This is a genomic window from Streptomyces sp. NPDC099050 (assembly GCF_044759865.1).
Lineage (GTDB): Bacteria > Actinomycetota > Actinomycetes > Streptomycetales > Streptomycetaceae > Streptomyces.
Genome location: NZ_JBIWAE010000001.1, coordinates 249133 through 270999 on the forward strand (window position 1 = coordinate 249133; position 21867 = coordinate 270999).

23 protein-coding genes are annotated in these 21867 nt (G+C 74.5%); 10 read left to right on the top strand and 13 right to left on the bottom strand.

Annotated elements, in window-relative coordinates; genetic code table 11:
- Window positions 1-142 precede the first annotated feature (142 nt).
- The 5 genes from ACIQV3_RS01140 to ACIQV3_RS01160 all read right to left on the bottom strand — a co-directional run bounded on the left by ACIQV3_RS01140 (window position 143) and on the right by ACIQV3_RS01160 (window position 8232).
- Window positions 143-3010 carry a poly(A) polymerase gene (locus ACIQV3_RS01140; RefSeq protein WP_403708464.1) on the bottom strand — a complete coding sequence of 956 codons (2868 nt, stop codon included), beginning with the start codon at window positions 3008-3010 and terminating at the stop codon, window positions 143-145.
- Window positions 3010-4947 carry an RNA ligase family protein gene (locus tag ACIQV3_RS01145; protein ID WP_403708466.1) on the bottom strand — a complete coding sequence of 646 codons (1938 nt, stop codon included), beginning with the start codon at window positions 4945-4947 and terminating at the stop codon, window positions 3010-3012. Before ACIQV3_RS01145 ends, ACIQV3_RS01140 begins: the two co-directional genes overlap by 1 nt.
- Window positions 4948-5108: 161 nt before the next feature.
- Window positions 5109-5774 (bottom strand): NAD(P)-dependent oxidoreductase, encoded by a 666-nt coding sequence (locus tag ACIQV3_RS01150; RefSeq protein WP_403708468.1) that lies wholly within the window; start codon window positions 5772-5774, stop codon window positions 5109-5111.
- A gap of 97 nt (window positions 5775-5871) precedes the next feature.
- The gene (locus tag ACIQV3_RS01155; RefSeq protein ID WP_403708470.1) at window positions 5872-6381 is read right to left on the bottom strand and encodes a hypothetical protein; all 510 of its coding nucleotides are present in this window, start codon (window positions 6379-6381) and stop codon (window positions 5872-5874) included.
- Between the two features lie 105 nt (window positions 6382-6486).
- Window positions 6487-8232, bottom strand: coding sequence for a VanW family protein (locus ACIQV3_RS01160; protein WP_403708472.1), 1746 nt, complete (start codon window positions 8230-8232; stop codon window positions 6487-6489).
- 308 nt (window positions 8233-8540) lie between these two features.
- Between ACIQV3_RS01160 and ACIQV3_RS01165 the strand changes: the two genes are divergently transcribed.
- Together ACIQV3_RS01165 and ACIQV3_RS01170 are read left to right on the top strand one after the other, a co-directional pair.
- Entirely contained in the window at window positions 8541-9578 is a 1038-nt protein-coding gene (locus tag ACIQV3_RS01165; RefSeq protein WP_403708474.1) for an NUDIX domain-containing protein, read from the top strand.
- Between the two features lie 54 nt (window positions 9579-9632).
- Entirely contained in the window at window positions 9633-10169 is a 537-nt protein-coding gene (locus tag ACIQV3_RS01170; protein WP_403708476.1) for an SRPBCC family protein, read from the top strand.
- Window positions 10170-10236: 67 nt separating this feature from the next.
- Here the strand turns inward: ACIQV3_RS01170 and ACIQV3_RS01175 are convergent, their stop codons facing one another.
- Window positions 10237-11226 carry a hypothetical protein gene (locus ACIQV3_RS01175; RefSeq protein ID WP_403708478.1) on the bottom strand — a complete coding sequence of 330 codons (990 nt, stop codon included), beginning with the start codon at window positions 11224-11226 and terminating at the stop codon, window positions 10237-10239.
- Window positions 11227-11435: 209 nt separating this feature from the next.
- Between ACIQV3_RS01175 and ACIQV3_RS01180 the strand changes: the two genes are divergently transcribed.
- On the top strand, window positions 11436-11993 hold the full coding sequence (locus ACIQV3_RS01180; protein WP_403708480.1) for a hypothetical protein: 558 nt from the start codon (window positions 11436-11438) through the stop codon (window positions 11991-11993).
- A gap of 102 nt (window positions 11994-12095) precedes the next feature.
- Here ACIQV3_RS01180 and ACIQV3_RS01185 read toward each other — a convergent pair whose 3' ends face one another.
- Window positions 12096-13598 (bottom strand): DEAD/DEAH box helicase, encoded by a 1503-nt coding sequence (locus ACIQV3_RS01185; RefSeq protein WP_403708482.1) that lies wholly within the window; start codon window positions 13596-13598, stop codon window positions 12096-12098.
- Between the two features lie 94 nt (window positions 13599-13692).
- Window positions 13693-14187, bottom strand: a complete 495-nt coding sequence (locus ACIQV3_RS01190) for a MarR family transcriptional regulator (protein ID WP_403708484.1) — start codon at window positions 14185-14187, stop codon at window positions 13693-13695.
- A gap of 120 nt (window positions 14188-14307) precedes the next feature.
- Here ACIQV3_RS01190 and ACIQV3_RS01195 point away from each other — a divergent pair, with 120 nt between their 5' ends.
- Window positions 14308-14676 carry an HGxxPAAW family protein gene (locus ACIQV3_RS01195; protein WP_403708486.1) on the top strand — a complete coding sequence of 123 codons (369 nt, stop codon included), beginning with the start codon at window positions 14308-14310 and terminating at the stop codon, window positions 14674-14676.
- On the opposite strand, the gene ACIQV3_RS01200 is transcribed toward ACIQV3_RS01195, so the two are convergent.
- Window positions 14594-15643: a 2-oxoglutarate and iron-dependent oxygenase domain-containing protein gene (locus ACIQV3_RS01200; RefSeq protein ID WP_403708488.1), complete on the bottom strand. Its 1050-nt coding sequence runs from the start codon at window positions 15641-15643 to the stop codon at window positions 14594-14596. The genes ACIQV3_RS01195 and ACIQV3_RS01200 overlap by 83 nt on opposite strands.
- Before the next feature lie 223 nt (window positions 15644-15866).
- Between ACIQV3_RS01200 and ACIQV3_RS01205 the strand changes: the two genes are divergently transcribed.
- Window positions 15867-16073, top strand: coding sequence for a cold-shock protein (locus ACIQV3_RS01205; protein WP_388495703.1), 207 nt, complete (start codon window positions 15867-15869; stop codon window positions 16071-16073).
- 96 nt (window positions 16074-16169) lie between these two features.
- Window positions 16170-16694, top strand: a complete 525-nt coding sequence (locus ACIQV3_RS01210; RefSeq protein WP_403709126.1) for an AAA family ATPase — start codon at window positions 16170-16172, stop codon at window positions 16692-16694.
- A 13-nt stretch (window positions 16695-16707) separates the two neighbouring features.
- Here the strand turns inward: ACIQV3_RS01210 and ACIQV3_RS01215 are convergent, their stop codons facing one another.
- Together ACIQV3_RS01215 and ACIQV3_RS01220 are read right to left on the bottom strand one after the other, a co-directional pair.
- Entirely contained in the window at window positions 16708-17349 is a 642-nt protein-coding gene (locus ACIQV3_RS01215; RefSeq protein ID WP_403708491.1) for a TetR/AcrR family transcriptional regulator, read from the bottom strand.
- Window positions 17346-17699 carry a DUF1304 domain-containing protein gene (locus ACIQV3_RS01220; protein ID WP_403708493.1) on the bottom strand — a complete coding sequence of 118 codons (354 nt, stop codon included), beginning with the start codon at window positions 17697-17699 and terminating at the stop codon, window positions 17346-17348. The genes ACIQV3_RS01215 and ACIQV3_RS01220 overlap by 4 nt, the downstream gene beginning before the upstream one ends.
- A gap of 113 nt (window positions 17700-17812) precedes the next feature.
- Here ACIQV3_RS01220 and ACIQV3_RS01225 point away from each other — a divergent pair, with 113 nt between their 5' ends.
- Window positions 17813-18847 (top strand): BtrH N-terminal domain-containing protein, encoded by a 1035-nt coding sequence (locus ACIQV3_RS01225; protein ID WP_403708495.1) that lies wholly within the window; start codon window positions 17813-17815, stop codon window positions 18845-18847.
- Between the two features lie 112 nt (window positions 18848-18959).
- Window positions 18960-20006, top strand: coding sequence for a cation:proton antiporter (locus tag ACIQV3_RS01230; protein WP_403708497.1), 1047 nt, complete (start codon window positions 18960-18962; stop codon window positions 20004-20006).
- Window positions 20007-20098: 92 nt separating this feature from the next.
- Here ACIQV3_RS01230 and ACIQV3_RS01235 read toward each other — a convergent pair whose 3' ends face one another.
- A complete protein-coding gene (locus ACIQV3_RS01235) occupies window positions 20099-20437 on the bottom strand; it encodes a thioredoxin family protein (protein WP_403708499.1) in 339 nt (112 codons plus the stop codon).
- A 94-nt stretch (window positions 20438-20531) separates the two neighbouring features.
- Between ACIQV3_RS01235 and ACIQV3_RS01240 the strand changes: the two genes are divergently transcribed.
- Entirely contained in the window at window positions 20532-20801 is a 270-nt protein-coding gene (locus tag ACIQV3_RS01240) for a hypothetical protein (protein WP_266875700.1), read from the top strand.
- 38 nt (window positions 20802-20839) lie between these two features.
- Here ACIQV3_RS01240 and ACIQV3_RS01245 read toward each other — a convergent pair whose 3' ends face one another.
- Window positions 20840-21214 carry a hypothetical protein gene (locus tag ACIQV3_RS01245; RefSeq protein ID WP_403708501.1) on the bottom strand — a complete coding sequence of 125 codons (375 nt, stop codon included), beginning with the start codon at window positions 21212-21214 and terminating at the stop codon, window positions 20840-20842.
- Window positions 21215-21418: 204 nt separating this feature from the next.
- On the opposite strand from ACIQV3_RS01245, the gene ACIQV3_RS01250 reads away from it, so the two are divergent.
- Complete coding sequence (locus ACIQV3_RS01250) at window positions 21419-21778, top strand: YciI family protein (protein WP_403708503.1); 360 nt, start codon at window positions 21419-21421, stop codon at window positions 21776-21778.
- Window positions 21779-21867 lie beyond the last annotated feature (89 nt).

A 21867-nucleotide genomic window follows, 5' to 3' on the forward strand; every position in this document is an offset into this window, starting at 1 on the left:
TGACCGCTCCGTCCCGCCGTGCCCGCTACGGCGGGGCGGAGCCTTGGCCCAGCGGCCTTCACCGCGTTCGGGCAGTGGGCTTCCGTGGCCGGTCCGGTGCTGTCGTGCGTTCGTTACTTGTCGTCAGGGAAGGGCGGCAGGCTCAGGGAAGGTCGGGGACCGTGCCGCAGTCCGCCCACGTCACCTCGGTGCCGGGGAGCGTCGCCGACCAGGGGGCGGCGAGGGCCGCCAGGGTGCTCGCGTCCGGCGGCGTGTGCCCGAGACCGATCGCGTAGCGGGCCAGGGCCGGGGTCCGCTCGAAGGGCCTCGGCCAGGCGTGGGTCTCCACGCACCCCGTCTCCGCCAGGGCGCCGAGCAGGGCGCGCAGCCGGCCGCGGGCGCGGCCCAGGTTGTCCTCGAAGTCCGGGGGCCGGGAGCCCGTCACGGTGACCACGGCCCAGGCGGCGTGCCAGCGGTGTGGGGGTGCGGCGGGGGCGGGCCGCGCCGCCGGGCTCAGCTCCAGCGCCTCCCACGTGGCGAACAGCTCCCGCGCCAGCAAGTCGGCGACGCCCGACGTCACTTGGGCGGTGCAGCTGCGGACCGGGGCGGAGGGCGTCAGTACGGTCACCGGGTCCACGCCGGCGGGGATCCTTTCCGGCGGCGCCGTGAGGGTCACGGGGGTGCGCCAGTCCCAGGCGGCCCAGGTGGCGAAGAACTCGCGGAGCAGGGGGCCGGGGGAGAGGTCGCGGGCGGAGCGGACCGTGTGCGCGGCCAGCACCGACCAGGCGAGTCCGGGCAGACCGCCGAAGGGTGCCGAGTCCAGACCCCGGGACCGGGCCCAGGCCTTGACCTCCCGGGCCAGCCGGGCGAAGGCCGCGTGCTCCGGGCCCGCGAAGGCCCGTACCGCCTCGGCATCGCTCACCGCACTCAGCGCCACCGCCGCGGCCTCACCGAGCTCGACCCGCCGGGCGACGGCCCGGTCCGGCGGCACCGGTCCGGTGGCGACCGCCACCAGGTCCACGTCCAGCCCGGCGACGCCGAGCCGCAGGCCCGGCACCCGCGCGCCGGTCACCTCGCGGAGCCGCTCCGCCTCGGGCAGGGCCGAGGCGATCCGCGCCCGCACCTCCGCCGCCTCGAAGGCTCCGGGCAGAGCCGCAACCAGGTCCACGTCGGCGTCCGGCAGCGCGCAGCCCATCCGGCGCGAGCCGGCCGGATGCACGACGCCTTCCGGGAACGCCGCGGCGATCCGCCCCGTGAGGTCCGCGGCGCGGGCCTCGGAATCGGCCCCGGCCCCCGACCACTCCGTGCCGCTCGGGCGGGGTGTCGCGGGGCGTGCCGGTTCCGGGATCCAGTGGGTGGTTCCGGTGCCGAGTTCCACCGTCGCCCGGATCTCCATCGGGCCGTCGCCGCGTCGGGAGAGCACGGCGAGGGAGTCCACTCGGGCCGACCGGGCACCGCCGAGGCGGGCCGTGAACTCGCGTTCCGCGCGTACGGGATCGGCGCTGCGGCCCAGTGTCAGGTGGGGGGTGAACCCCTCGGCGCGGCCCCGGCAGCCCGGGAAGCGCGCCGCCAGGGACCGGCGCAGTTCCTGCCACGGTGTGTCACCGGCCGCTGCCGGATCCAGCCACAGGGTCGGACCGAAGCCGTGTACGCCCTCCAGTCGCGCCGTGAACACGGCTGATTCCGCGGCGGCTTCGGCCAGTAGGGGCAGGGCCGCCTCGAAGGAGGACTCCGGTACGAAGCCGAAGAGCAGGTTCACGTGCGCGGGCCAGCGCTCCGCCTGCGGATCGTGTGCGCGGCGCACGGCCTCCACCGCCTCGTCCGGCGGCGGCAGCCAGGCCACCGCCGTGCGTGAGGTGGCCGGGACATCCAGGACCGCGGGTCCGGAGCCCGCGCCTTCGGCGGGCGACGCGTCGAAGTCCAGTGTGGCCTCGACCCCGTAGTGGTCGGAGATGAACAGGCCTTCCGGCGCGGGGGAGTCGCCGCGCAGTGCGGCCCTCACCACGCGAACTCCCCGCGACCGCAGCAGGATCCGGTCCAGGCGAGAGGCCCGGCCCGACAACGACCCCACCGCCGCCAGGGGATTGGCGACAGGATCGAAGGTCGGGGTCTCGTCCCGCGACCCGTGCACCTCGGTCCACGCGTCCCGCAGACCCAGCACCGCCGCCGGACCCTCGGCGCCCGACCGGCCGTCGTTGAAGTCGCCGAGCAGGGCCACGTCGGCCGCCTCGATTCCGGACAACCCCGCGCGGAGCCTGATCAGTTCCGTGGCGCGCCGGTCCTCGCCCCGCTCCGTGTGATCGCTCGTCAGGTGCGTGACGGCGACCACCAAGAGCCCGCCCGCCGTGTCCATGGTCACGGCGACGACCGCCTTGTGCGGGCCCAGAGCGTGAACGCCCGCCTCCCGGACCGGCAGCCGGCTCAGCACCAGCAGTCCGCTCTCCGCGACGTCCCGACCGCCCGGGTCGGCTGCGACCGTGTACCCGGCCCGGACCCAGGGCTCGGCGAGCAGCATGCGGAGCAGATCGCGCTCCACCTCCTGGAGCGCGATCACATCGGCGTCGGCCGCCGCCAGATCCGCCAGGAGCAGCGGCCTGCGCCGCTCGGTGGCGATGCGCGGGGCGTCGTAGCGGTCCCAGAGCGTGTTCCACGTCAAAAGCCGTACGGAGAAAGGATGTGGGGTGCGAGGTGCATCCTCCGGAGCCGCCCGCCAGGCGCCGCCGCCGGACTCGTCCCACGCGTACGGGGTCCGTGCGGTGAAGAACGGCGCCCGCAGCAGCCTCGGGGCGCGGACCCGCCCGGCCGCGGTGCTGTCGATGACGTCGACGCCCGTCGCCCGGTCCCACACCAGCTCGCCGTCGGCCTCCACGAAGAGCACCCGGTGCCAGGGGATGTCGCCCCCGGGCACGAAGGAAGGAAGGGGCACCCGCTTCGGCGCGGCTCCGCGCTGCAGCAGGCCCAGTGTGAACCGGGCGGGATCGAAGCGGGGGTCCCAGCGGACCTGGTGGTAGAGCTCCTCGCTGGTACGCATCAGCCCTCCTCGCGGGTCGCCGCGCGGGCCGGCGCGTGGGCCGGCGCCGCGATCGTGCCCGCCGTGTCCTCGACGGTTCCGTCCGCCCCGATGTACCAAGTACGGTGCGCCTCACCGGGATACGGCGGAGCGAACCGGCGCAGCTGCGAGATCAGCACCGGCTCCGGCACCGGGTGCGCGCGCGTGGAATTGCGGCGCATCAGCTCCGCCTCCCCGACCAGCAGCACGGCCTGGGTGACCAGCGCGTCACGGCGCCGCGCCACGCTGCCCGCCAGGGCGCGCTGCTGGGCGGTGAGGGAGGTCGCGTCCCACACCACCGTGCCCCCGCGCCGCGCGGCCGAGGCGAGTGCGGAGTCCAGCCGGTCGAGGCCCTCACGGAGCACGTCCGCGTTGTCCCGCTGGTCGGAGCGTGAACCCCGCGCGCCGCGCAGATCGTCGAGGCTGATGTAGGCCTCCACCCCGGGCAGCTTGCGGGCGTACGTGCTCTTCCCGCTGCCCGAGGGACCGCAGAGCTGCACCAGCCGGGGAAAGGAGGCGCCGTCCCGCCACCGCCAGGTCGCCGCGACCGCCTCCTCGGGGCCGGTCAGCTTGCCCTGCGCGTAGGCCCTGCGCGCCTCGGCCCAGCAGCGGTCGGCGGCGTCAGCGCCGATACGGCCGCCGCCGTGTCCGCCCGCGCCACGGTGTCCGTCCGTGTTTCCGTGTCCGTCCGCGTCCCCATCCCCGTCTCCGCCCGCGTCCCCGTTGCCGGGGCCGGCCCCTGCCAGGGCTTCCCGGAGCCCGGCCCGCAGCGGCTCCAGGGGCGCGGGTCCGAGCAGCCCCGCCTCCTCGGCGTGCAGGGCGGACCACTCGACGTACTCGGCGGACCCGTCGCCCCACTCGCGGAGCGCCCCCGCCAGCGCGTGCAGCACCCCGAGGTCGGCCGCCTCCGCCATCCGCACGAGCCCCGCGCGCCGTTCCGTGTCCGGGTAAGGGAAGGGCCTGCGCAGCGCCGGGTGGAGCCCGACCAGGTCCGCGACCCGCCGTGCGGTGGCCATCCCGAGCGGCCCGGCCGCCAGCCGGGACGCGAGGGCGGCTCGCGGTACGCCGTGCAGGGCCGCCGCCAAGAGCCCGGCCAGCCGCTCCTCACCGGACCTGCGCACGCCCAACCCGTCGATGCGGTCGGCCACTTCGGCGACCAGCGCCTCGACTCCGGCCGTCTCGACTCCGGCCGTCCCGAATCGCGCCGCCTCGACCACCGTGTCGGCTCCCACCGCCCGGAGCAGCCCGGCCGTGTCCGGGTCCGCGCCCGAGCGGGCGTCCCACAGGGCGGCGGCCGGACCGAGTCCGTTCGGCACCACCTGGGCGTACATCCAGTGCGTGTCGGTCTGCACGTGCCCGCCCCGCACCCATTTGGCCACGCGCCGGCCGAAGTCGGCCCGGTCGAAGCCGCCCACCGTGCGGACGACGTACCCCTCCTGCCGCGCCGTGTCGAGCCGCAGCCGGCGCAGCGACCGCTCGTCGAAGACCCCGCGCCACAGGACGCGCGGCCCCGGGACACCGAGACCGCGCAGGAAGAGCACCGTCCGGTCCCAGTCCAGGCAGTGGTCGCCGTCCCACACCGAGAACCCGTAGAAATACGCGTCGAGTTCCTCGTACGCGAGCGAGTGCCGGGCGTAGACGTTCTCCCCGCACACCCGCCAACCGGCCGGGATCCCCGGGCCGATACGGCTCTGCAGGCCCTTCACCCAGGCCCGCGAGGGATGGTGGCCCGAGTCGAGCGACCGCGCGTGCAGGCCGTCGGCGTAGAGGGTGGTGTTCTCGCCGTCGAGCTTCTCGGTGACCACGACCTCGCGCCCGGCGAACCCCGCCAGCATGCCGGGCCCGGTGGTCCGCACGTCGTCGGACGTCGCGCCCGGAGACCAGGGCAGGTGCGGGGTCCGCGGATAGTGCGTGCGCATGATCCGCTCCCTGCGGGCCGAGGCTGGTGCCCGGCCACTCTAGGGAGGCGGAACCCGCCCGGACCAGCGAATATCGGCGGCGGGGCGGGACTCCGTACTCGACGCGACCTCGTACCTCGACGGGACCTCGTACCTCGACGGGACCTCGTACCCGACGGCGCTCAGTACCCGACGGTGAACCGCTTGCCCGCGTGCCCGTCGCGCTCGATCTCGTCCAGCAGCGCGACCGCGAAGTCCTCCGTGGAGATCAGGCTCTTGCCGTCGTCGTCCACGACGAGCTCGTCGAGCCCCAGCCGGTACGTGCCGGTTCGGGTGCCCGGCTCGATCGTGGCGGCCGGACTGAGGTTGGTCCAGTGGACCTCGTCCACCGGAACGGTCCGCAGGAAGTCGAGGGCGTCCCCGTGGGCGTGCATGACGGCGAGCACCGGCTCCGGGATCCCGGCCTGGTCCCAGACCTTCGGTCCGCCGGGGGTGCGCAGGGACCCCGCCCCGCCGACGGTGACCACGCGCGGCCGGGGCCCGTCCTCGCCGAGGGCCTGCACGCCGCCGATCAGCGCCTTGGCCGCGGCGACGAGCGTGCCGGGATCCCCGGAGCCCGGACCGTACGCGCTGACCACCACGTCCTGGCCGGTGGTCGCCCGGGTCACGGACGCGGGGTCGAGGACGTCGCCGCGTACGACGGTGACGTCGGCGGAGCTGGCTTCGGACTCGGCGAAGTGCGCGGGATCGCGTACGACGGCCGTGACCTGGTGTCCGCGCCCGAGTGCTTCGTGCAGCACCCGGGATCCGATGGTGCCGGTCGCGCCGAAGAGAGCGATCTTCGCCATGGCCACTCCTGGAGGTGGAGGCTGGAGGGGCCCCGGTCGGGGTCCGCCGGGCCCATCCAAGCGAATCCCGCCTCCCGCACCCGGCAGCGCCACGCGGTCAATGGCACAGCGCGGCGATGGCCGGGTCCACCGTCCCCCGGGCCGCCGCGCACAGCGGCGCCATGTCGTACGTACGGTTCGGCGCGGGCCGGCCGCGCCGCGTCTTCGCGGCGGGCGCCGCGGGCTTCTTCTTGGGCGCGGCCCGCCGGGGCCGCTCCGGCCGGTGCCGAGGCGTAACGGGCTTCACCCGGCTCCGCGCCCGGGCGGCGGGCGCCCGGGCCGGGTCCGGCTGCCGGGCCACCACGGCCCCGGGCGCGGGCGCCGAGGCGTCAGCCGGTTCCCGAACCGGCATCGGAGCCGCATCCTGCGGGACCTCCGGCAGCGCCCCCAGCGGCCGGGCCCCGTCCGCCGGTCCGGGCAGTCCGGGCAGTCCGGTCCGCACCTCCGTCGGCACGGGCCCTGCCGCGGGTCCCGGCCCGGGAACGGCCCCCGGCCCGGCCGGACCCACGGTCACACATCCGGTCAGACACCCGGCCGCCACGGCCAGCGCGACGATGATCTGGGGCACCCACGGTCCCCGGCGCGACTCCATCCGCCCACCCTGCCCGACGAACGCCCGCACCCCCGCACGCGCTCACTCGCACGGGTGGTCCGGATTCCCCGACGGGATGAATCAGCCGCAGGTCACGCTGTCCCTCGGCGTGTAACGGGTCTTCATCGTCTCCCGCTTGACCTCCTGCCCGCCCTGCACGAACACCCGGTCCACGGCGACGTCGAAGCCCTCCAGCGGGGACTGCGGTTCGCACTTCGGGCCGGTGTCCGTGCGGGTGGCGGGCGGCTTGACGTTCGTCCGGGTGCCCTTGGCCGCACGGATCTCGTCGTACTTCTTCGTGCCCAGGAAGGTGATGGTGATCGAGGTGTCGGTCGCCTCGGCCTGGATGTAGAGGGCCTTGCCCGAGTCGTTGGTGAAGCGCAGGTCCAGGCTGCCCCAGGCCACGGTGGCCTCGCGGCCCTCCGGATAGCGCTCGATGTAGAAGGAGTGCGCGCCGTACTCGACGGGTTTGACCCCGGAGAAGAACATCGCGTTGAAGACCGTGGTGGCCACCGCCGAGACGCCGCCGCCCGCGGCCTTCTCGTACTGGCCGTTGTTGATGATCAGGCCGTCGACGAAGCCGTTCTCCTTCGTGCGCTCGCCGACACGGCGGTTGAAGCTCCACGTCTCGTCCGGCAGCACGAGCGAGCCGTTGATCAGCTCCGCCGCCCGTCCGATGTTCGTCGTGCGGTACGGGGCCTTCTCGAAGTCGACGGTGAAGGAGGACACCTCCTCCTTGATGCCCAGCTGCCCGACGGTGTTCCCGGTCAGCTTCGGCTGGACCTCCTCCGTGGCGACCTCAACCGTACGCTCCGCCGCGCCCGCCCGCGTCAGCAGCGGAAGCACGGCGGCGGACAGGCCCTCCTCGGCGACCCGGCGCCCGGCCCGGCCCTCCTCCGCGACGGAGACCGCGCCGGCGGAGTCCGTACGCAGCTTCGCCTCGACGGGTCCCGGCGTGGCCTGCCGCAGCGGACCGGTCAGCTCCGGGTCGGCGAGCAGCGCCTTGGCGTCGAGGCCGGGGGCGAGCCGGCCCTGGCCGTCGTCCTTGAGGGTGAGGTGCTTGGCGAGGACGGCCGGGCCGACGGGTATGCGCTTGCCCTGGACGGTCAGGGTGACCGGCGCGGACACCGCGGGTTCGGCGAACTCCTTCAGCGCCCGCTCCGTCTCCTGCTGCCCGATACGGGGCTGCGTGCTCTTGGCGGGGAGCACGACGGGCTCCCCGCCCGCCGGACGGGTGGCGGAGGAGCGGAGCACGCCGAGGGCGCCGTTGACGTCGAGGTCGCTGCCGGCGACCGGGGCCACCGCCTTGGCCTTGCCCTTCTGGAAGGAGACGGAGCCCTCCCGGACTTCCTGCCGCGTCTTCGCGGCGAGCCCGTCCAGGGCGGAGCGGGCCGCCTTCTCGTCGAGGCGGACCACGGGCTCCACCGCGGGATCGCCGGAGGAGAACAGCCGGCCGATGACGCTGACGGGGTCGGAACCGGAGCGGGCCGCCCGGTCGACGGTGGCGCCGGTGTCCAGAGAGAGGCCGAGCGCCGCCGGCTGTGCCCGCTCGGTCCGCTCCCCGATCCGCAGTTCGAGCGGGGCCGAGGCGGACGGGCCGAGCGCACGGTTCAGGGTCTGCCGGGCCTCGGCGCGGCTCATCCCGCCTATGTCGACGCCGCGCACCTTCGTACCGGCGGCGACGTCGTCGCCCGCCAGCAGCAGGCCCGCGGCGTAGAGCCCACCGAAGCCGAGGACCGCGGCGCCGCCGGCCACCCCCGCCACGCCCGGGACGGTCCACCGCTTTCCGGTGGCCGCGCGGGTGCCCGTACGGGGTGCGCGTCGCATGGGCGGGTCTCTCCTCGGTCCGGTGACGTGGTCGGACCGGAGGTTTTCATGCCGCCAGTCCGCACCGGGAACGTAGCAAGATCCGTGTAACCAGGTAATAAGGAGGTATAGGGGTGGCAAAGGAGAATGTGTTGATCTCCGTAACCCGGGGGCCGTCCGCGCTGTTGCACAGCCCGCGGGCCCCACCCGTCCGCAACGCCCCGGCGGGGCCCGCGCGATGGCCGCGCGACGCCCCCGTGACGGGCCGCACGGCGCCCCGCGACGCCCCCGCGGCGCCCCATGGTTGCCCCTACGGTGAACGGAGTCCGATGCCGCAGCTGACCGACGAGGACGTGACGCAGGACACGGGCACCGCCCCGCCCGCGCGCCCCGGCACGTGGATGACCCCGGAGGAGTACGGGGCATCCCGCGCCACCCTCTGGACCGGCGCCGTCGTCCTCGTCACCGATGCCGACGGACGCGTCCTCGTCCAGAGCGTCGACTACCGCCCCGACCGGTTGCTGCCCGGCGGCGCAGTGGACGCCGGCGAGGCACCGGCCGCGGCGGCCGCCCGCGAGATGTACGAGGAGCTCGGCGTCGAAGGCCGCTACCCGCGCGGCCTCGCCGTCGACTGGATCCCGGCCGACGCGCCCGGCATGCCGCCCGGGATGCGGTTCCCCGGCGAGATCCTGCACGTCTTCGACGGCGGGACCTGGACCCGGGACCGCATCGATTCCGTCCGCCTCCCCGCGCAGGAGATCACCGGCATCCACTTCGCCGAACCGGCCGAACTGCCCGCCCTGATGGACGCGGGCGACGCCCGCCGGACCCTGTCCGCCCTGCGCGCCCGGATCAACGGAGGCGGCGCCGCCCTGCTGGAGGACGGCCGCCCCACCGACCCCACCGCCCTGGACCGGCTCGGCGTCCTACGCAGCCGCCGCGTCCCCCTGCACGGCACCTGGCACCCGGGCCCCGCCCCCGCGCACCTGACGCCCCGGGACCCCGCCGGCTGGCTCTTCGCCCCCGACGGGCGCGTGCTGCTGCTCGTCGCCCGCGCCACCGGCGCCGCCCACCTCCCGCCCCCGGCGCCGGGCCGCACCACGGGCGCGCTCCCGCTCGGGTACCGGTACGCCGACCGGGGCGCCCACCCGCGCACCGCAGCCCGGCTCACGGCGCTGCCCCCGGGCCCGGACCCGGCGTACGCCCGGCTGCTGGCCACCCCGGAACAGGTCCGCGAACTCAGCGACTGGGGCCTGGCCGGTCACGAGGAACTCGCCGCCGTCCACGCTGCCCGCGCCCACCTCTCCCTCCCGGTGCCGCCCCGCACCCCACCGACGGAACTCCCCGCCGAGGGCTGCCACTGGTGAGCGCGGAGCGGCTCAATCCCCGGTCCGCGGGTCCCGGTCCCGCAGCATGAGGGGATGAGCGAGACTGCGATCACTTACACCGTCTACGTCCAGGCCGACCCCGCGCGCGTGTGGCAGGCCCTGACCGAGCCCGCCTTCACCCGCCGCTACTGGGGGCTCGACTTCGAGACCGACTGGCGGGTGGGCTCGACGATGGACTGGGTGGAACGCGGGGCGCGGACGAGCGATCCGGAGCAGGTGGTGCTGGAGTGCGTGCCGGAGCGGCTGCTCTCCTACACCTGGCACACCTTCACCCCGCAGTGGGCCGACTCCGCGGGCATCGGCGAGGAGCTGCGCGCCGAACTGGCCCGCGAGCGGCGCACGAAGGTGACGTACGAGATCGAGCCGGTCGGTGACACCCTCTCCCGGCTCACCATCCTCCACGAGGGCTTCCAACCGGGCGGCACCCTCATCGGCATGTGCGGCCGCGCCTGGCCGATGCTCGCGTCCAGCCTCAAGACCCTCCTGGAGACCGGCGCCCCGCTCCCGGAGCAGGGGCACGCGAACGACCAGGGTTCCGGCGGCTACGAGAGCCACGCTCCCCGGACCTGAGCGCACGCTCCCCGGACCTGAGCGCACGCTCCCCGGCCCGAGCGGGAGGTGCTCCCGCCGGACCCGGTCAGGTGCGTGAGGGGACGGTGCAGCGCGGCGGGCCGGCGGGGATCTCCGTGCTCTCGTCGTACGGGTCGATCACCGGCCACGGCCGGTCGGCGGTCTTCGCCTCCTTCGAGAAGTAGGGGTGGACGAATCCGTCGACCGTGCCGCAGTCGTGGTTGCCGAGCTGCCGGCGGTAGTCGGCCGCGATCAGCTTCCCTGCGGTCACCCCGGCGGACCCGGCCGGGGCGTAGAGCAGGACCAGTTGTCTGGGGACGACGACCCGCGCCACTTCCTCCGTGTCGTGGGCCGGCCCCGGCTCCGAGAGCGGTTCCGCGCGACGCACGGCGTAGACGAAGGTGTAGTCGGCGCGGATCCGCAGCTGTCCGGGGACGCTGCCCGCCGCGAAGGACATCCGGCCGCGCACGCGGACACCCTTGTCGGCCACGGTGAGCTCGGCGGGGTCGAAGCGCGTGAACATCTCGGTGGGATCGCCGTCCGGGAGGCCGGGCGAGCGCAGGTGCTCGGCCAGCCGGGCACGTACGGGCTCCTGCGGATCGAGCAGCTCCAGGGCCGCGGTGGGCTGCCCGCCCCGCAGCACCGCCGGATCCAGGTTGGCCGCGACCACGAACTCCCGTGCCCGTCTCAGTCCTTCCCCGACCTGCTGCGGGGACAGGGAACCGACCGCCGCGGGAGCGGGCAGCGGGAGGTCCTCCGCGCCGGTCGCCCAGGCGCGGGCCGGCGAGCCGCGCAGCGGCAGGTTGGTCGTCGCCGGCCAGGCGTCGGGCCACAGCTCCTCTTCGAGCGCGGCGGCGGCGTAGGGCTCGTCGGCGGGCCGCGTCCCGGTGCTGGTCACCAGCCACGTGGCGAGGCCGGCCAGCGCGAGGGCGGCGACGGCACCGACGGACGCGCGCCGCCTGCGCCGCCGGCGCCGGTCCGCGAGGAAGGCCTTCTCGCGGTTCGGGTCCTGCGCCTCCGCTCGCAGCCTCGTGATGAAGTCCACCGGATCCGACATGTTCGGCCCCCGCCCTCAGTCCTTTTGGTTCGGGCCATCCCATAGGCCGCCGCTCACGTGGCACAAGACGTGCCGTGATCACGTAATGCTCCTGTGACCTGCGCGGATGTCGCTCTCGCAGGTGCGCGGCCCGTCCGGCGGCACCTCGTCCGGCGGCTTGATGCCACCCTGACAACCTGTCGTTCACCGGTGTCGTGTGGAATGGCCGCATGGGGAGAAGCGAGTACCAGATACGCCAAGGCGGCCCGGAGCGCCGGCCCGCCCGGATCGACGGGACGACGGGCGCGGTGGCGGTGGCGGTGGCGGTGAACACGCCGTCCGAGCACTGGCGTTACGCCCGGCACCTGGAGTCCCTGGAAGCCGCCTCCGGTCTGCCCGCGGAAGCCGAGGCCGTGGCCGCCGTCCTGTGCGACCCGGACCTGGTGATGGCCGAGAGCGCCGTGGTCACGCACCTCGGCCGGCGGGCGGCCGGGCTGCTGGCCGACGAGGCCTTCCCGGCCTGGGCGCGGGCCGTGGGAGCCGCCCTCGGCGGCCGCACCTTCCCGGCCCGCCGGCTGCGCGAGTGGACCCTGCTGAAGGCCGTCACGCGGGGCGAGCCCTGGTCCGCGGCGGAGCTCCTCGCCGCCTCCGACTGGTGTCAGGGCACGGCGGCCCGGTCCCTGCACGCGGACGAGGCCCTGCGGCTGCTCGCCGAGGGCGCCCGGACCCGGCGGGTCCGCAACGCGGCGGCGCAGCGGCTGCTGCGGCGGGCCGCCGTCGGCGCGTGACCTGCCGCTGGTGATCCGACGTGAGTCCCGGGAACGCACGGGAGGGCCGCGACCGCACCGCGGTCCCGGCCCTCCCGTGCTGCTGTCGGCTGCTGCTCGGCGCTACTTCGTGCCGCGCCGCACCCGCGCCGCCGCGCGGGCCTCGGCCGCCTGCCGGGCCTCGATGGTCTTGCGGGACTCCTTGCCCTTGCCGGGCCGCCCGGGCCGGGTGCCGATGCCGCGGAAGCCGAGGTCCGAGCCCGAGGGCCGGCCCTTGGCGTCGGTGGCCGCGGCGCCGGCCAGGGGCACGCCGGAGGGGGCCTTCGCGCCGGTGATGCGGCTCAGCGCTGCCTCGCCGGAGCGCACCTGGGTGATGGTCGGCCGGATCTTGGCGTCGGCCATCAGCCGGACGATGTCCCGGCGCTGGTTCGGGGTGACCAGGGTGACGACCTTGCCGGACTCGCCGGCGCGCGCGGTGCGCCCGCCGCGGTGCAGGTAGTCCTTGCTGTCGGCCGGCGGGTCCACGTTGACCACGAGGTCGAGGTCCTCGATGTGGATGCCGCGGGCGGCGACGTTGGTCGCGACCAGGACGTTCAGCAGGCCGTCCTTGAACTGCCCCAGGGTCCGGGTGCGCTGCGGCTGCGACTTCCCGCTGTGCAGCCCCTCGGCGCGTACGCCCATGGCGCGCAGGTGCTTCACGAACTGGTCGACCCCGTGCTTGGTGTCCAGGAACATCAGCACCCGACCGTCGCGCGCCGCGATCTCGGTCGCCGCCGAGACCTTGTCGGCGGCGTGGATGTGCAGCACGTGGTGGTCCATCGTGGACACCGAAGCGGACTGCGGGTCCACGGAGTGCCCGACCGGGTCCTTCAGGTACCGCTGGACCAGCTGGTCGACGTTGCGGTCCAGGGTCGCCGAGAACAGCATCCGCTGGCCCGCGTGGTGACACTGGTCGAGGATCTCGGTGACCTGCGGCATGAAGCCCATGTCGCACATCTGGTCGGCCTCGTCGAGGACCACGATCTTCACGCGCTCCAGGTGCACGTCGCGCCGGCCGATGAGGTCGCTGAGCCGCCCCGGGGTGGCCACCACGATCTCGGCGCCGGTGCGCAGGGCGCCCGTCTGCTTGCCGATCGACAGGCCGCCGACGACCGTGGCCACGCGCAGCTTCAGGGCCTGCGCGTACGGGGCCAGGGCCTCGGTCACCTGCTGCGCCAGCTCGCGGGTCGGTACGAGGACCAGCGCGAGCGGCCGCTTGGGATCGGCCTGCTGCCCCGCCGTACGGGCGAGCATGGCCAGGCCGAAGGCCAGCGTCTTGCCGGAGCCGGTCCGCCCGCGGCCGAGGATGTCGCGGCCCGCCAGGGAGTTGGGGAGGGTCGCCGCCTGGATGGGGAACGGTTCCGCGACCCCCTGGTCGGCCATCGTCGTCACCAGCTCAGGGGGCAGGCCGAGCTCCGAGAAGGACTCCACCGGCGGCAGCGCCGGCGTGGTCGTCCGGGGCATTGAGTACTCGCCCTGGGGGCCGAGGGTCCGCGGGGTCTTCCCGCCGCCCTTCGCACCGCCCTTCGGGCCTGCCTTCGCTCCGGGCTTGATGCCGAAGCGCCCATGAGGTGACGGGTTCTTCATGCAGAACCTTCCGTGAGGCGTGTTTCAAATGTTTGGGCAAGATGATCGGGAGTACGACGCGAACGTCGCCAAAAGGCGAATTTTACCATCGGGCCTAAGGGGCCACCGGCCCGAGCTCCCCGGCCCGAACCCGGTCCAGATGGGCGGTGACCTCGGCCGTCGCGCGCCCGAACCAGTCGGCGATGACGGCGACCTCGTCGGGGGTGTACTCGGCGAACACCGCGCCGAGCCGCGCGTAGAAGGGCTCGTAGACGGCGAAGATCCGCGCGGCGGCCGCCGGCTCCGCGACCACCCGTACGCGGCGCCGGTCGGCGGGATCGGGCTGCCGGCTCGCGTACCCGGCGCGCTCCAGGCGGTTGAGCACCCCGGTCACCGCGCCGGTGGTGAGGCTGGTCAGCTCGGCGAGGTCGCCCGCGCCGAGCGGGTCCTCCCCGGCGCCCAGGATGTGGCCGAGGCAGGTCAGGTCGGTGACGTTCAGCCCCAGGAGCTGCGCCACCTCCTGCTGGCCGACGATGCCGAGGGCGACGTACCGGTCCATGCGCGAGAGCGCTTCCTGGACCGTGGCCGCGGGGCGGGGCTTGCCCTGCACGCAGTTACTCCTTAGCATCTAAGTTACTTAGCTCGTGAGATAAATGGCTTTCTCCGTGAGAGAACGCCGTTCGAGCCTACTGAACCGACGAAGCAGACGAAGCGGACGAAGGGGAGAGTCATGAGCGCTCACGGCCACGTGGACCTCGGCCACACCGTGGCGGGCTGGACCGGCACCGCGATCGCACTGGTGGGAAGCGCGGCGGCGGGCGCGGCCCTGTGCGCCTCTTGGACCCCCGGCATCTGGATCGGCCTGGGGGTCGTCGTGGCGGCGGGCCTCGCCACCTGGCTCCTGCACCTCGCCGGCTGGGGCAAGCCGAGCGGTCCCCGTCCGGCGAGCCAGTGGGACTGGCGGGTCCGCGACACCCTCGCGCACTCCGGCCACGCCGACTGCCTGGGCTGCCGGCTCAGCGGGTCGCGGCGAGGTGCCGCAGCAGTCCCTGGCTCTCGATCCGCCGCGTTGTTGCCCGCTGCGGATAGCACCGCATGAACATCCGGGTGAAGTGCTCCCCGTAGTGGATCATCGCGGCCTCCGCGCCGCCTTCCCCGGACAGCTGGGACCGCACGGGGTCGAGGGGGCGGATCCGGGCGCCGAAGCGCGGCTCGTGGAAGTAGGCGAGGGCGTACCGCTCCCGGTCCGCCGGCCGCACCCGGTGCGGGGTCGACAGCAGCGCGCCGCCGGTCATGAACTGGAGGATGTCCCCGGGGAACACCGTCAGCACCCGCGCCACGGGCCGTACGGCGCTCCAGCCGGGCCGGTCCTCGGCGAAGCCCGCCGTGCTCTCGCCCGGCAGCCAGTTGCGCGGGCGGTCCTCGCCCGCCACCGGAGGTCGTACGAAGAGACCGCCCGCCTCGTCCTGGGCGGCGATCACGAGCAGCCCGTAGTCGGTGTGGGCGCCGATCCCGCGCTCCGCGGTGCGCCGCGCGGCGGGGAAGCGCAGCACCCGCATGTGGTGCCAGCCGCCGCGGGTCAGGCCCGCGAGCCGGTCGATGCCGGCCGGACCGAGTCCGAGCCCGAGGGCCACGAGCCGCAGCAGCCGCTCGCCGAGCCCGCCGACGCCCGCCAAGTAGGCCTCCATGGCGGCCTGGTAGCCGGGGGAGGGCCAGGGGACCGGACCGTGGCAGGGCAGGCCGGCGGCCGCCGCCGCAGGGATGTCGGGGGTGATGGTGAAGATCTCCGAGGCGTCCGGCCGCCCGGCCGTCACCTCCTCGCCCGAGGCGATGTACCCGCTGTACGAGGTGTCGTTGACGTACGCGGCCTTCTCCGCCGCGGGCCGGGCGAAGAAGCGCCGGCTCGCCGCCAGCGCGGCCCGCGTGCGGGCCTCCTGCCGTCCGTCGGCGGCCACTTGGAAGATCCCGTCGCGCTGCCAGGCGCGGACCATCGCCCCGCCGAGCATGATGTCCGCCGTCGTTCCCGTGATCCGAGCCGGCACCCGGAACGTCGCGAGCTCGCCCATGTCCGTCCCCTCTCGAAGACTCCTTCGGAGCGCCCCGCCGAGAGCCCTCCCAAGGGCCCGTGCGAAGGCCTGCTCCCCCGTTTCACGGACGGGACGGAGAAAGGTTCGAATATCCGGAAGCGCCCCGGTCGGCCGCGCTTGGCGTGTGCTCGGGCCGATCAATGGGCAGGATCGGGTCCGGCCGCGTGTGCGGCCGGTGGAACGTTGTGAAGGATCAGTACAGATGGCAACTGGCATCGTGAAGTGGTTCAACTCGGAGAAGGGGTTCGGCTTCATCCAGCAGGACGACGGTGGCCCCGACGTGTTCGTGCACTTCTCCGCAATCCAGACCACCGGCTTCAAGGAGCTGGCGGAAGGCGCGAAGGTCGAGTACGACGTGACGCAGGGGCCGAAGGGACCCCAGGCGGAGCAGGTGGTCACCATCGGGTAGCACCACTTCACGAGCCCGGCCCGTGACGTGAGCCCCGCCTGATCTTCCGGCGGGGCTCACGCACGTTCCGGGCGGGCGGGTAGCGTGGGCCGGATGATGACCGGCACGCCGGACACCCGGCTGATCGTGCTGCGCGGCAACTCCGCCGCGGGCAAGTCCTCCGTGGCGGAGGGCATCCGAGACCGCCACGGCCGGGGCCTCGCGCTCGTGGGCCAGGACAACCTGCGCCGCGTCGTCCTGCGCGAGCCGGACGCGCCCGGCGCGGCGAACATCGGACTCATCGGCAGCGTGGCGCGCTACGCGCTGGACCACGGCTTCCACGTGATCGTCGAGGGGATCCTCTACGCGGACCGCTACGGCCCCATGCTCGACGCCCTGCGCCGGGCCCACCGCGGGCCGACCCACTTCTACTACCTCGACGTGCCGTTCGAGGAGACCCTGCGGCGGCACGCGGGCACACCGCAGGCGGCCGACTACGGCGAGGCGGAAATGCGCGAGTGGTACCGGCCGCTCGACCTGCTGCCCGGCGACTGGGAGAGCGTCATCGAGGCGGAGCACTCGCTGGAGGACACCGTCACCCGGGTCATGGCCGAGACCGGACTGGCGGCGCGGCAGCACTGAACCGCGGCGGGGCTCACCCCGCCCGGTGCAGGGCGATGAGGAGCGACCAGATCCGGTCCGCCAGGTCGGCCGGGTCCGCCAGGTCGGCCGGGCCGGCCGGGTCCGCCAGGTCGGCCGGGCCGGCCGGGTCCGTCAGGCCGGCGGGCGGGTCGCCGCGCAGGTCGCCGTGCAGCCAGTCCGCGAGCACGGCGGTGAAGGTGGCGGCCACGGCCGAAGCCACCAGTTCGGGGCGCGGGGCGCCCACCGCGGCGCGTTCGGCCCGGCTGCGCTCGCGCAGCTCCCGGTACAGGCGTTCGCCGAGCGGTCCGCCGCCGCCCGGCAGGAGCAGAGCGCGGTAGAGCGGTGCCCGCTCGGCGGCGCCGCCGAGGAAGGCGGCCAGCGCGGCCGGGGGACGGGCCGGGGGGAGCGCCGACGGATCCGTCTGCCAGGCGTGCAGGGCATCGACGGCCGCGTGCACGACGTCGGCGCACGCGTCCACCGCGAGCGCGGTCAGGTCCTCGTAATGCAGGTAGAACGTGGCCCGGCCGACGCCGGCCCGGCGCACCACCGCCGAGACGCTGACCTCGCCGAGCGGCCCGTCCGCGCACTCCGCGAGGAGGCTCTCGCGCAGCCGGGCCTTGGTGCGGGCGGTGCGCGGGTCCGTACGGGAGGTCATCCGGCGAGCAGGGCCGCGCCCAGGGCGAGGGCGCCGGGCAGGGCCTGGGCGATGAGGATGCGGCGGTTGGCGGTCGCGGCCCCGTACGCCCCGGCGACGATCACGCAGACGAGGAAGAAGATCTGCGTGGCGAGCGAGTCGGTGACGAGCGACCAGACCAGGCCGGCGGCGAGGAACCCGTTGTAGAGGCCCTGGTTCGCGGCGAGCGGGGCGGTGAGGCGGGCCGTGTCGGCGTCGAGGCCCGAGAGGGCGCGGCCGGGCGGCCGCTGCCACAGGAACATCTCCAGGACCAGGAAGTACGCGTGCAGTGCGGCGACGAGGCCGATGAGGATCGTTGCGACCGTGTGCACGGCCACCTCCCGGGGGGTCGGGGTGAGCGGAGGGCGGCCCCGCCGACTTCCTGGACAACTGTACAGGAAGTCGGGTCGCGGCTGACGGCCCGCGGCGCGGCTACGCTGACCGCATGACTGCGCTCGTATATGAAGACTTCGCCCCCGGACACCACCGCGAGGCCACGCTGATCCGGCACGCGCTCGGCAGCGTGCACGAAGAGGCCCTGGTCGCGGGCCTGGCGGGCGGTATCGGCTTCATGTACTTCGTGTTCGAGTACGCGGGCCGGCCGCCGATGCCGACGATCGTCGCCCAGGCCCACCCCGACCCCTGGGTCCAGGTCGCCCTCGGCCGCCTGCGCATCCCGTACGAGGCCACGCGCAGCGCCAAGCCCCGCTGGCACCGCGTCGAGGCCGCGCTCGACGCCGGGGCGCCGGTGTTCTGCACCGTCGACCGGTCCGCCCTGCCCTGGCACGGCCCCGCTCCGATGGCCGAGCTGACCGCCGCCGATCCGTACGTGGTGGCCGTGGTCGGCTACGACGGGGACACCTTCCGGGTCGACGACCCGGCGGCGGGTCTGGACGGCGCCGGAGCCCCGTACGAGATCGGCCGCGAGGAGTTCGGCGCGGCCTGGTCCGGGCACAAGAAGGGCCGCCACCAGATGGTGGTGACCACCGGAAAGCCCGCCGGCGAACCCGACCTGGACGCGGCGATCGCCGCCACCGTCTCCCGCCTCACCGGACCGGTCCTCGGCAACCACTTCGACGTCAACTTCGGCTTCTCCGGCATGGAGAAGTTCGCCGCACAGCTGCGCGACACCAGCACCAAGACGGGCTGGGAGCGCCGCTTCGCCACCCCCGGGGCCTTCGCCGTGGGCGCGGGGCGGCTGCACGCGTGCCTGGAGGAGGAGTGGACCGCCCCGGGCGCCACCCGGCCGCTGTACGCGGACTTCCTCGACCTCGCCGGGCACGGCGAGGCGGCCGCGCTCTTCCGCGACTCCGGCCGGCAGTGGTCGCGGCTCGCGGAGCTGGCCCGCACGGCGGACCCCGACGCGGACTCCGCGGGACGGCGGGAGCTCTTCGACGCTTGCGCCGGGCTCGTGGACGGCGCCCTGGCGCTGGAGCGGCGGGCGGTCGCTCTGCTGCCGCAGCCGGCGCCCGCCGAGTAGCGGCGGCGTGGGCCGCGTCAAAAGTTGAGTCGCTCAATTTTTGATGCGGTAAAACCACGGGGCGTGCGGTGGACAAATCGTCCCCGAACACCCCTGAGGCTCTGTACCGCGCATGGAAATGACCCTCGTCTCGATCGTCGGCGTCAGTAGCATCGTCGCCGTCGCCGCCTTCTCGAAGCGGCTCGGCCTCGCCGCCCCGCTGAGCCTGGTGGTCGTCGGCCTCGCCCTCAGCTTCGTACCGGGCGTGCCGGCGCTCGCCGTCGAACCGGAATGGGTGCTCGCGGGCGTGCTGCCACCGCTGCTCTATTCCGCGGCCGTGAACATGCCCGCGTCGGACTTCCGCCGCAACATCAAGGCGATCAGCGGTCTCGCGGTGCTGCTCGTGGCCGTCACCACCCTCGGGGCGGGCTGGCTCTTCCACTGGCTCATGCCCGGCCTCGGCTGGCCCGCCGCCTTCGCCCTCGGCGCCGTCATCAGCCCCACCGACGCGGTCGCCGCGACCTCCATGGGCAAACAACTCGGCCTCCCGTCGCGGCTGCTGACCATGCTGGAGGGCGAAGGCCTCGTCAACGACGCCTCCGCGCTGGTGCTGCTGCGCTCCGCGATCGCGGCCATGGCCGGAACGGTCTCCCTCGCCGGGGTCGCCGGGAACTTCCTCTTCTCCGTGGCCCTGGCCACCGCCGTCGGCCTCGTCGTGGGCCTCGTCAACGTCCGGGTCCGGGCGCTGCTCAAGGACAGCCTGGGCCTGACCCTGCCCGCCGTCATCCGGTCCGTGAAGATCTCCGGCGACGACCCGGTCCGCTTCCAGGAGGAGTACCGGCGGCTGCTGCAAGAGGTCGCCGAGGCCGGCCGGGCCGTACTGGAGGAGCCCGGCCTCGTACGGGGCGACGGGAGTCCGTACGCGCCGGAGCTCCTCGCGAAGGTCCGCGAGGACGCCCGGCTGGACCGGAAGGACGAGGCGATCGGCGTCCCGGCGATCGACGGAGCCCGTGAGCAGTACGTGGACCTGCGGCTCGGCGTGATCGCGGCCTCGCGGGACGCCGTGCTGGCCGCCCGCTCGACCGGGGTCTACAGCTCGCAGGCCATCAACCAGGCACAGCGGGGGCTGGACCTGGACGAGGCCATGTTCCAGAGGCTCAGCGCCGCCGCCGGCCACTGAACCGCCGCCGGCACCGAACCCGCGGTGGGCCATCGACGGGGCCGGGGCCGCCGCCCACGTCCGTGCGCCCCGGCAGCACCGCGGCCGAAGCCTCAGAGGTGCGCGTCGAGGAACGTCCGGAGCTCCTGCGCCGTCACCGGCCCCGCCTGCGTCGCCACCGGCTCGCCGCCCGCGATGAGCACGGCCGTCGGGGCGCCCGTCACCTCGTACCGCTTGGTCTGCGCGGGACAGCGGGTGATGTCCACGCGCACCGCAGTCAGCCGGGTCCCGTACTCCTGCGCCAGTGCGGCGACGACCGAGTCCATCGCACGGCAGGGCTCCAGCGCCTTGGGCCAGCTGCCGCAGAAGTAGGCGAGCACCGGCCCGTCCGTCATGCCGAGGATGAACTCGAACTCCTGGTCCTCCAGTGGCTGGTGTACCCGACGTGCCATGGATGGTGCTCCGCTTCGTGTGCCGTGCGATCCGAACGGCTCTCATCATCGCCGCTCGGGGCCGTTGTCAGTGCCGTCTGTGAAGCTGACCGGTATGGACGACAGGATGCTCCGGCGCCGGGTCTACGGCGCCGACCACGACGACCCCGACCCGGGCCCGCTCCCGGGGCACGCCTACGGAGAGCTCGTCGGCGGCCCCCTCGACGGGCTGCTGCTCGACATCACGGGCTGGAGCGGTCCGCAGCTCGCCGAGGAGGCCCGGCTCCCGACGGAGATAGGGCGCTACGGGCCCGGGGGCCGGGCCCACTACCGCCGCCGCGCGTCCGATCCCGGTCACTGGGACTGGACGGGCGACAGTCGCTGACGCCGGAGCGGTGGCTCGGTGGTCCGCGGTCGGTGGCCTCAGCCCGCCGCGTTCCGGCCGACTTTGCGGGCCCACAGCACCAGCGGGACCTGGAGCGGCAGCCGGCCCAGGGCCACGGCCCGCAGGGCGGGGGAGCGGTGGCGGGCGTCGACGGCCATCTTGACGTTCGCGGGGAACACGCCGACGAAGAACGCCGCCGTGGCCAGTGCCGCGATCCTGCGCGTGCGCGGGTGGGCGACCCCGGCCGCGAGCGCGAGTTCGGCCGCGCCGCTCGCGTACGTCCACCGGCGCGGGCTGCCGGGCAGCGAGCGCGGCACGATCGCGTCGAACTGCTTGGGGGCGACGGCGTGCGCCACCGCCGCGCCGGCCAGCAGACCGGCGAGCAGGAGCGGCGAGGAAGGCATGCGCGGCATCGGGGGATCCTCTCGGAGGGGCCTGGGCCCGGCGATCCTACTCGCCGGTAGCTCCGGTGGGGGCGGAGACCGGAATCCGGGCCGCCGTGCGCGTCCCGAAAGTCCCCGAAGATTCTTCCGGGAAGCTGTCGATCCCGGCGTCTCCCGTTCGACGCAGGGGTGAGAGCGGGGAAGGGCCCCGTCCTCCACCACCGAGGAGTCACCATGCCGCGCTTCCTTTCGCTCATCCGCATCGACGAGCAGAGCCTCACCCCCGACACCCCCTTCCCGGCCGACTTCAGCGACCGCATGGGCGCCCTGATGGAGGAGATCACCAAGGCCGGGGTCATGCTCGACACCGCCGGTCTGCTCCCCACCTCCGAAGGGACCCGGGTCACCTGGTCCGGCGGCAAGCTCAGCTACACCGACGGGCCCTTCACCGAGACCAAGGAGGTCGTCGGCGGGTACGCCCTCATGCAGTGCAAGGACAAGGACGAGGCGCTGGAGTGGACCAAGCGCTTCCTGGAGATCCACCCGGAGAACTGGACGGTCGGCGCCGAGCTCCGTCAGCTCGACGGAAGCTGACGGCGCGGCGCCGCCCGGCGCCGCGCCGGCCATCCCGCGCCCGGCATCCCGCGCCCGTTTGCCCTGCCTCGTCACGGCTGCTCTGATGG

Excerpts from the sequence above, each read along its gene's own strand:
- ACIQV3_RS01140 (WP_403708464.1), bottom strand. The coding sequence starts at position 3,010 with ATGCGTACCAGCGAGGAGCTCTACCACCAGGTCCGCTGGGACCCCCGC.
- ACIQV3_RS01145 (WP_403708466.1), bottom strand. The coding sequence starts at position 4,947 with ATGCGCACGCACTATCCGCGGACCCCGCACCTGCCCTGGTCTCCGGGC.
- ACIQV3_RS01150 (WP_403708468.1), bottom strand. The coding sequence starts at position 5,774 with ATGGCGAAGATCGCTCTCTTCGGCGCGACCGGCACCATCGGATCCCGG.
- ACIQV3_RS01160 (WP_403708472.1), bottom strand. The coding sequence starts at position 8,232 with ATGCGACGCGCACCCCGTACGGGCACCCGCGCGGCCACCGGAAAGCGG.
- ACIQV3_RS01165 (WP_403708474.1), top strand. The coding sequence starts at position 8,541 with ATGCCGCAGCTGACCGACGAGGACGTGACGCAGGACACGGGCACCGCC.
- ACIQV3_RS01170 (WP_403708476.1), top strand. The coding sequence starts at position 9,633 with ATGAGCGAGACTGCGATCACTTACACCGTCTACGTCCAGGCCGACCCC.
- ACIQV3_RS01175 (WP_403708478.1), bottom strand. The coding sequence starts at position 11,226 with ATGTCGGATCCGGTGGACTTCATCACGAGGCTGCGAGCGGAGGCGCAG.
- ACIQV3_RS01180 (WP_403708480.1), top strand. The coding sequence starts at position 11,436 with ATGGGGAGAAGCGAGTACCAGATACGCCAAGGCGGCCCGGAGCGCCGG.
- ACIQV3_RS01185 (WP_403708482.1), bottom strand. The coding sequence starts at position 13,598 with ATGAAGAACCCGTCACCTCATGGGCGCTTCGGCATCAAGCCCGGAGCG.
- ACIQV3_RS01195 (WP_403708486.1), top strand. The coding sequence starts at position 14,308 with ATGAGCGCTCACGGCCACGTGGACCTCGGCCACACCGTGGCGGGCTGG.
- ACIQV3_RS01200 (WP_403708488.1), bottom strand. The coding sequence starts at position 15,643 with ATGGGCGAGCTCGCGACGTTCCGGGTGCCGGCTCGGATCACGGGAACG.
- ACIQV3_RS01205 (WP_388495703.1), top strand. The coding sequence starts at position 15,867 with ATGGCAACTGGCATCGTGAAGTGGTTCAACTCGGAGAAGGGGTTCGGC.
- ACIQV3_RS01210 (WP_403709126.1), top strand. The coding sequence starts at position 16,170 with ATGACCGGCACGCCGGACACCCGGCTGATCGTGCTGCGCGGCAACTCC.
- ACIQV3_RS01215 (WP_403708491.1), bottom strand. The coding sequence starts at position 17,349 with ATGACCTCCCGTACGGACCCGCGCACCGCCCGCACCAAGGCCCGGCTG.
- ACIQV3_RS01225 (WP_403708495.1), top strand. The coding sequence starts at position 17,813 with ATGACTGCGCTCGTATATGAAGACTTCGCCCCCGGACACCACCGCGAG.
- ACIQV3_RS01230 (WP_403708497.1), top strand. The coding sequence starts at position 18,960 with ATGGAAATGACCCTCGTCTCGATCGTCGGCGTCAGTAGCATCGTCGCC.
- ACIQV3_RS01235 (WP_403708499.1), bottom strand. The coding sequence starts at position 20,437 with ATGGCACGTCGGGTACACCAGCCACTGGAGGACCAGGAGTTCGAGTTC.
- ACIQV3_RS01240 (WP_266875700.1), top strand. The coding sequence starts at position 20,532 with ATGGACGACAGGATGCTCCGGCGCCGGGTCTACGGCGCCGACCACGAC.
- ACIQV3_RS01245 (WP_403708501.1), bottom strand. The coding sequence starts at position 21,214 with ATGCCGCGCATGCCTTCCTCGCCGCTCCTGCTCGCCGGTCTGCTGGCC.
- ACIQV3_RS01250 (WP_403708503.1), top strand. The coding sequence starts at position 21,419 with ATGCCGCGCTTCCTTTCGCTCATCCGCATCGACGAGCAGAGCCTCACC.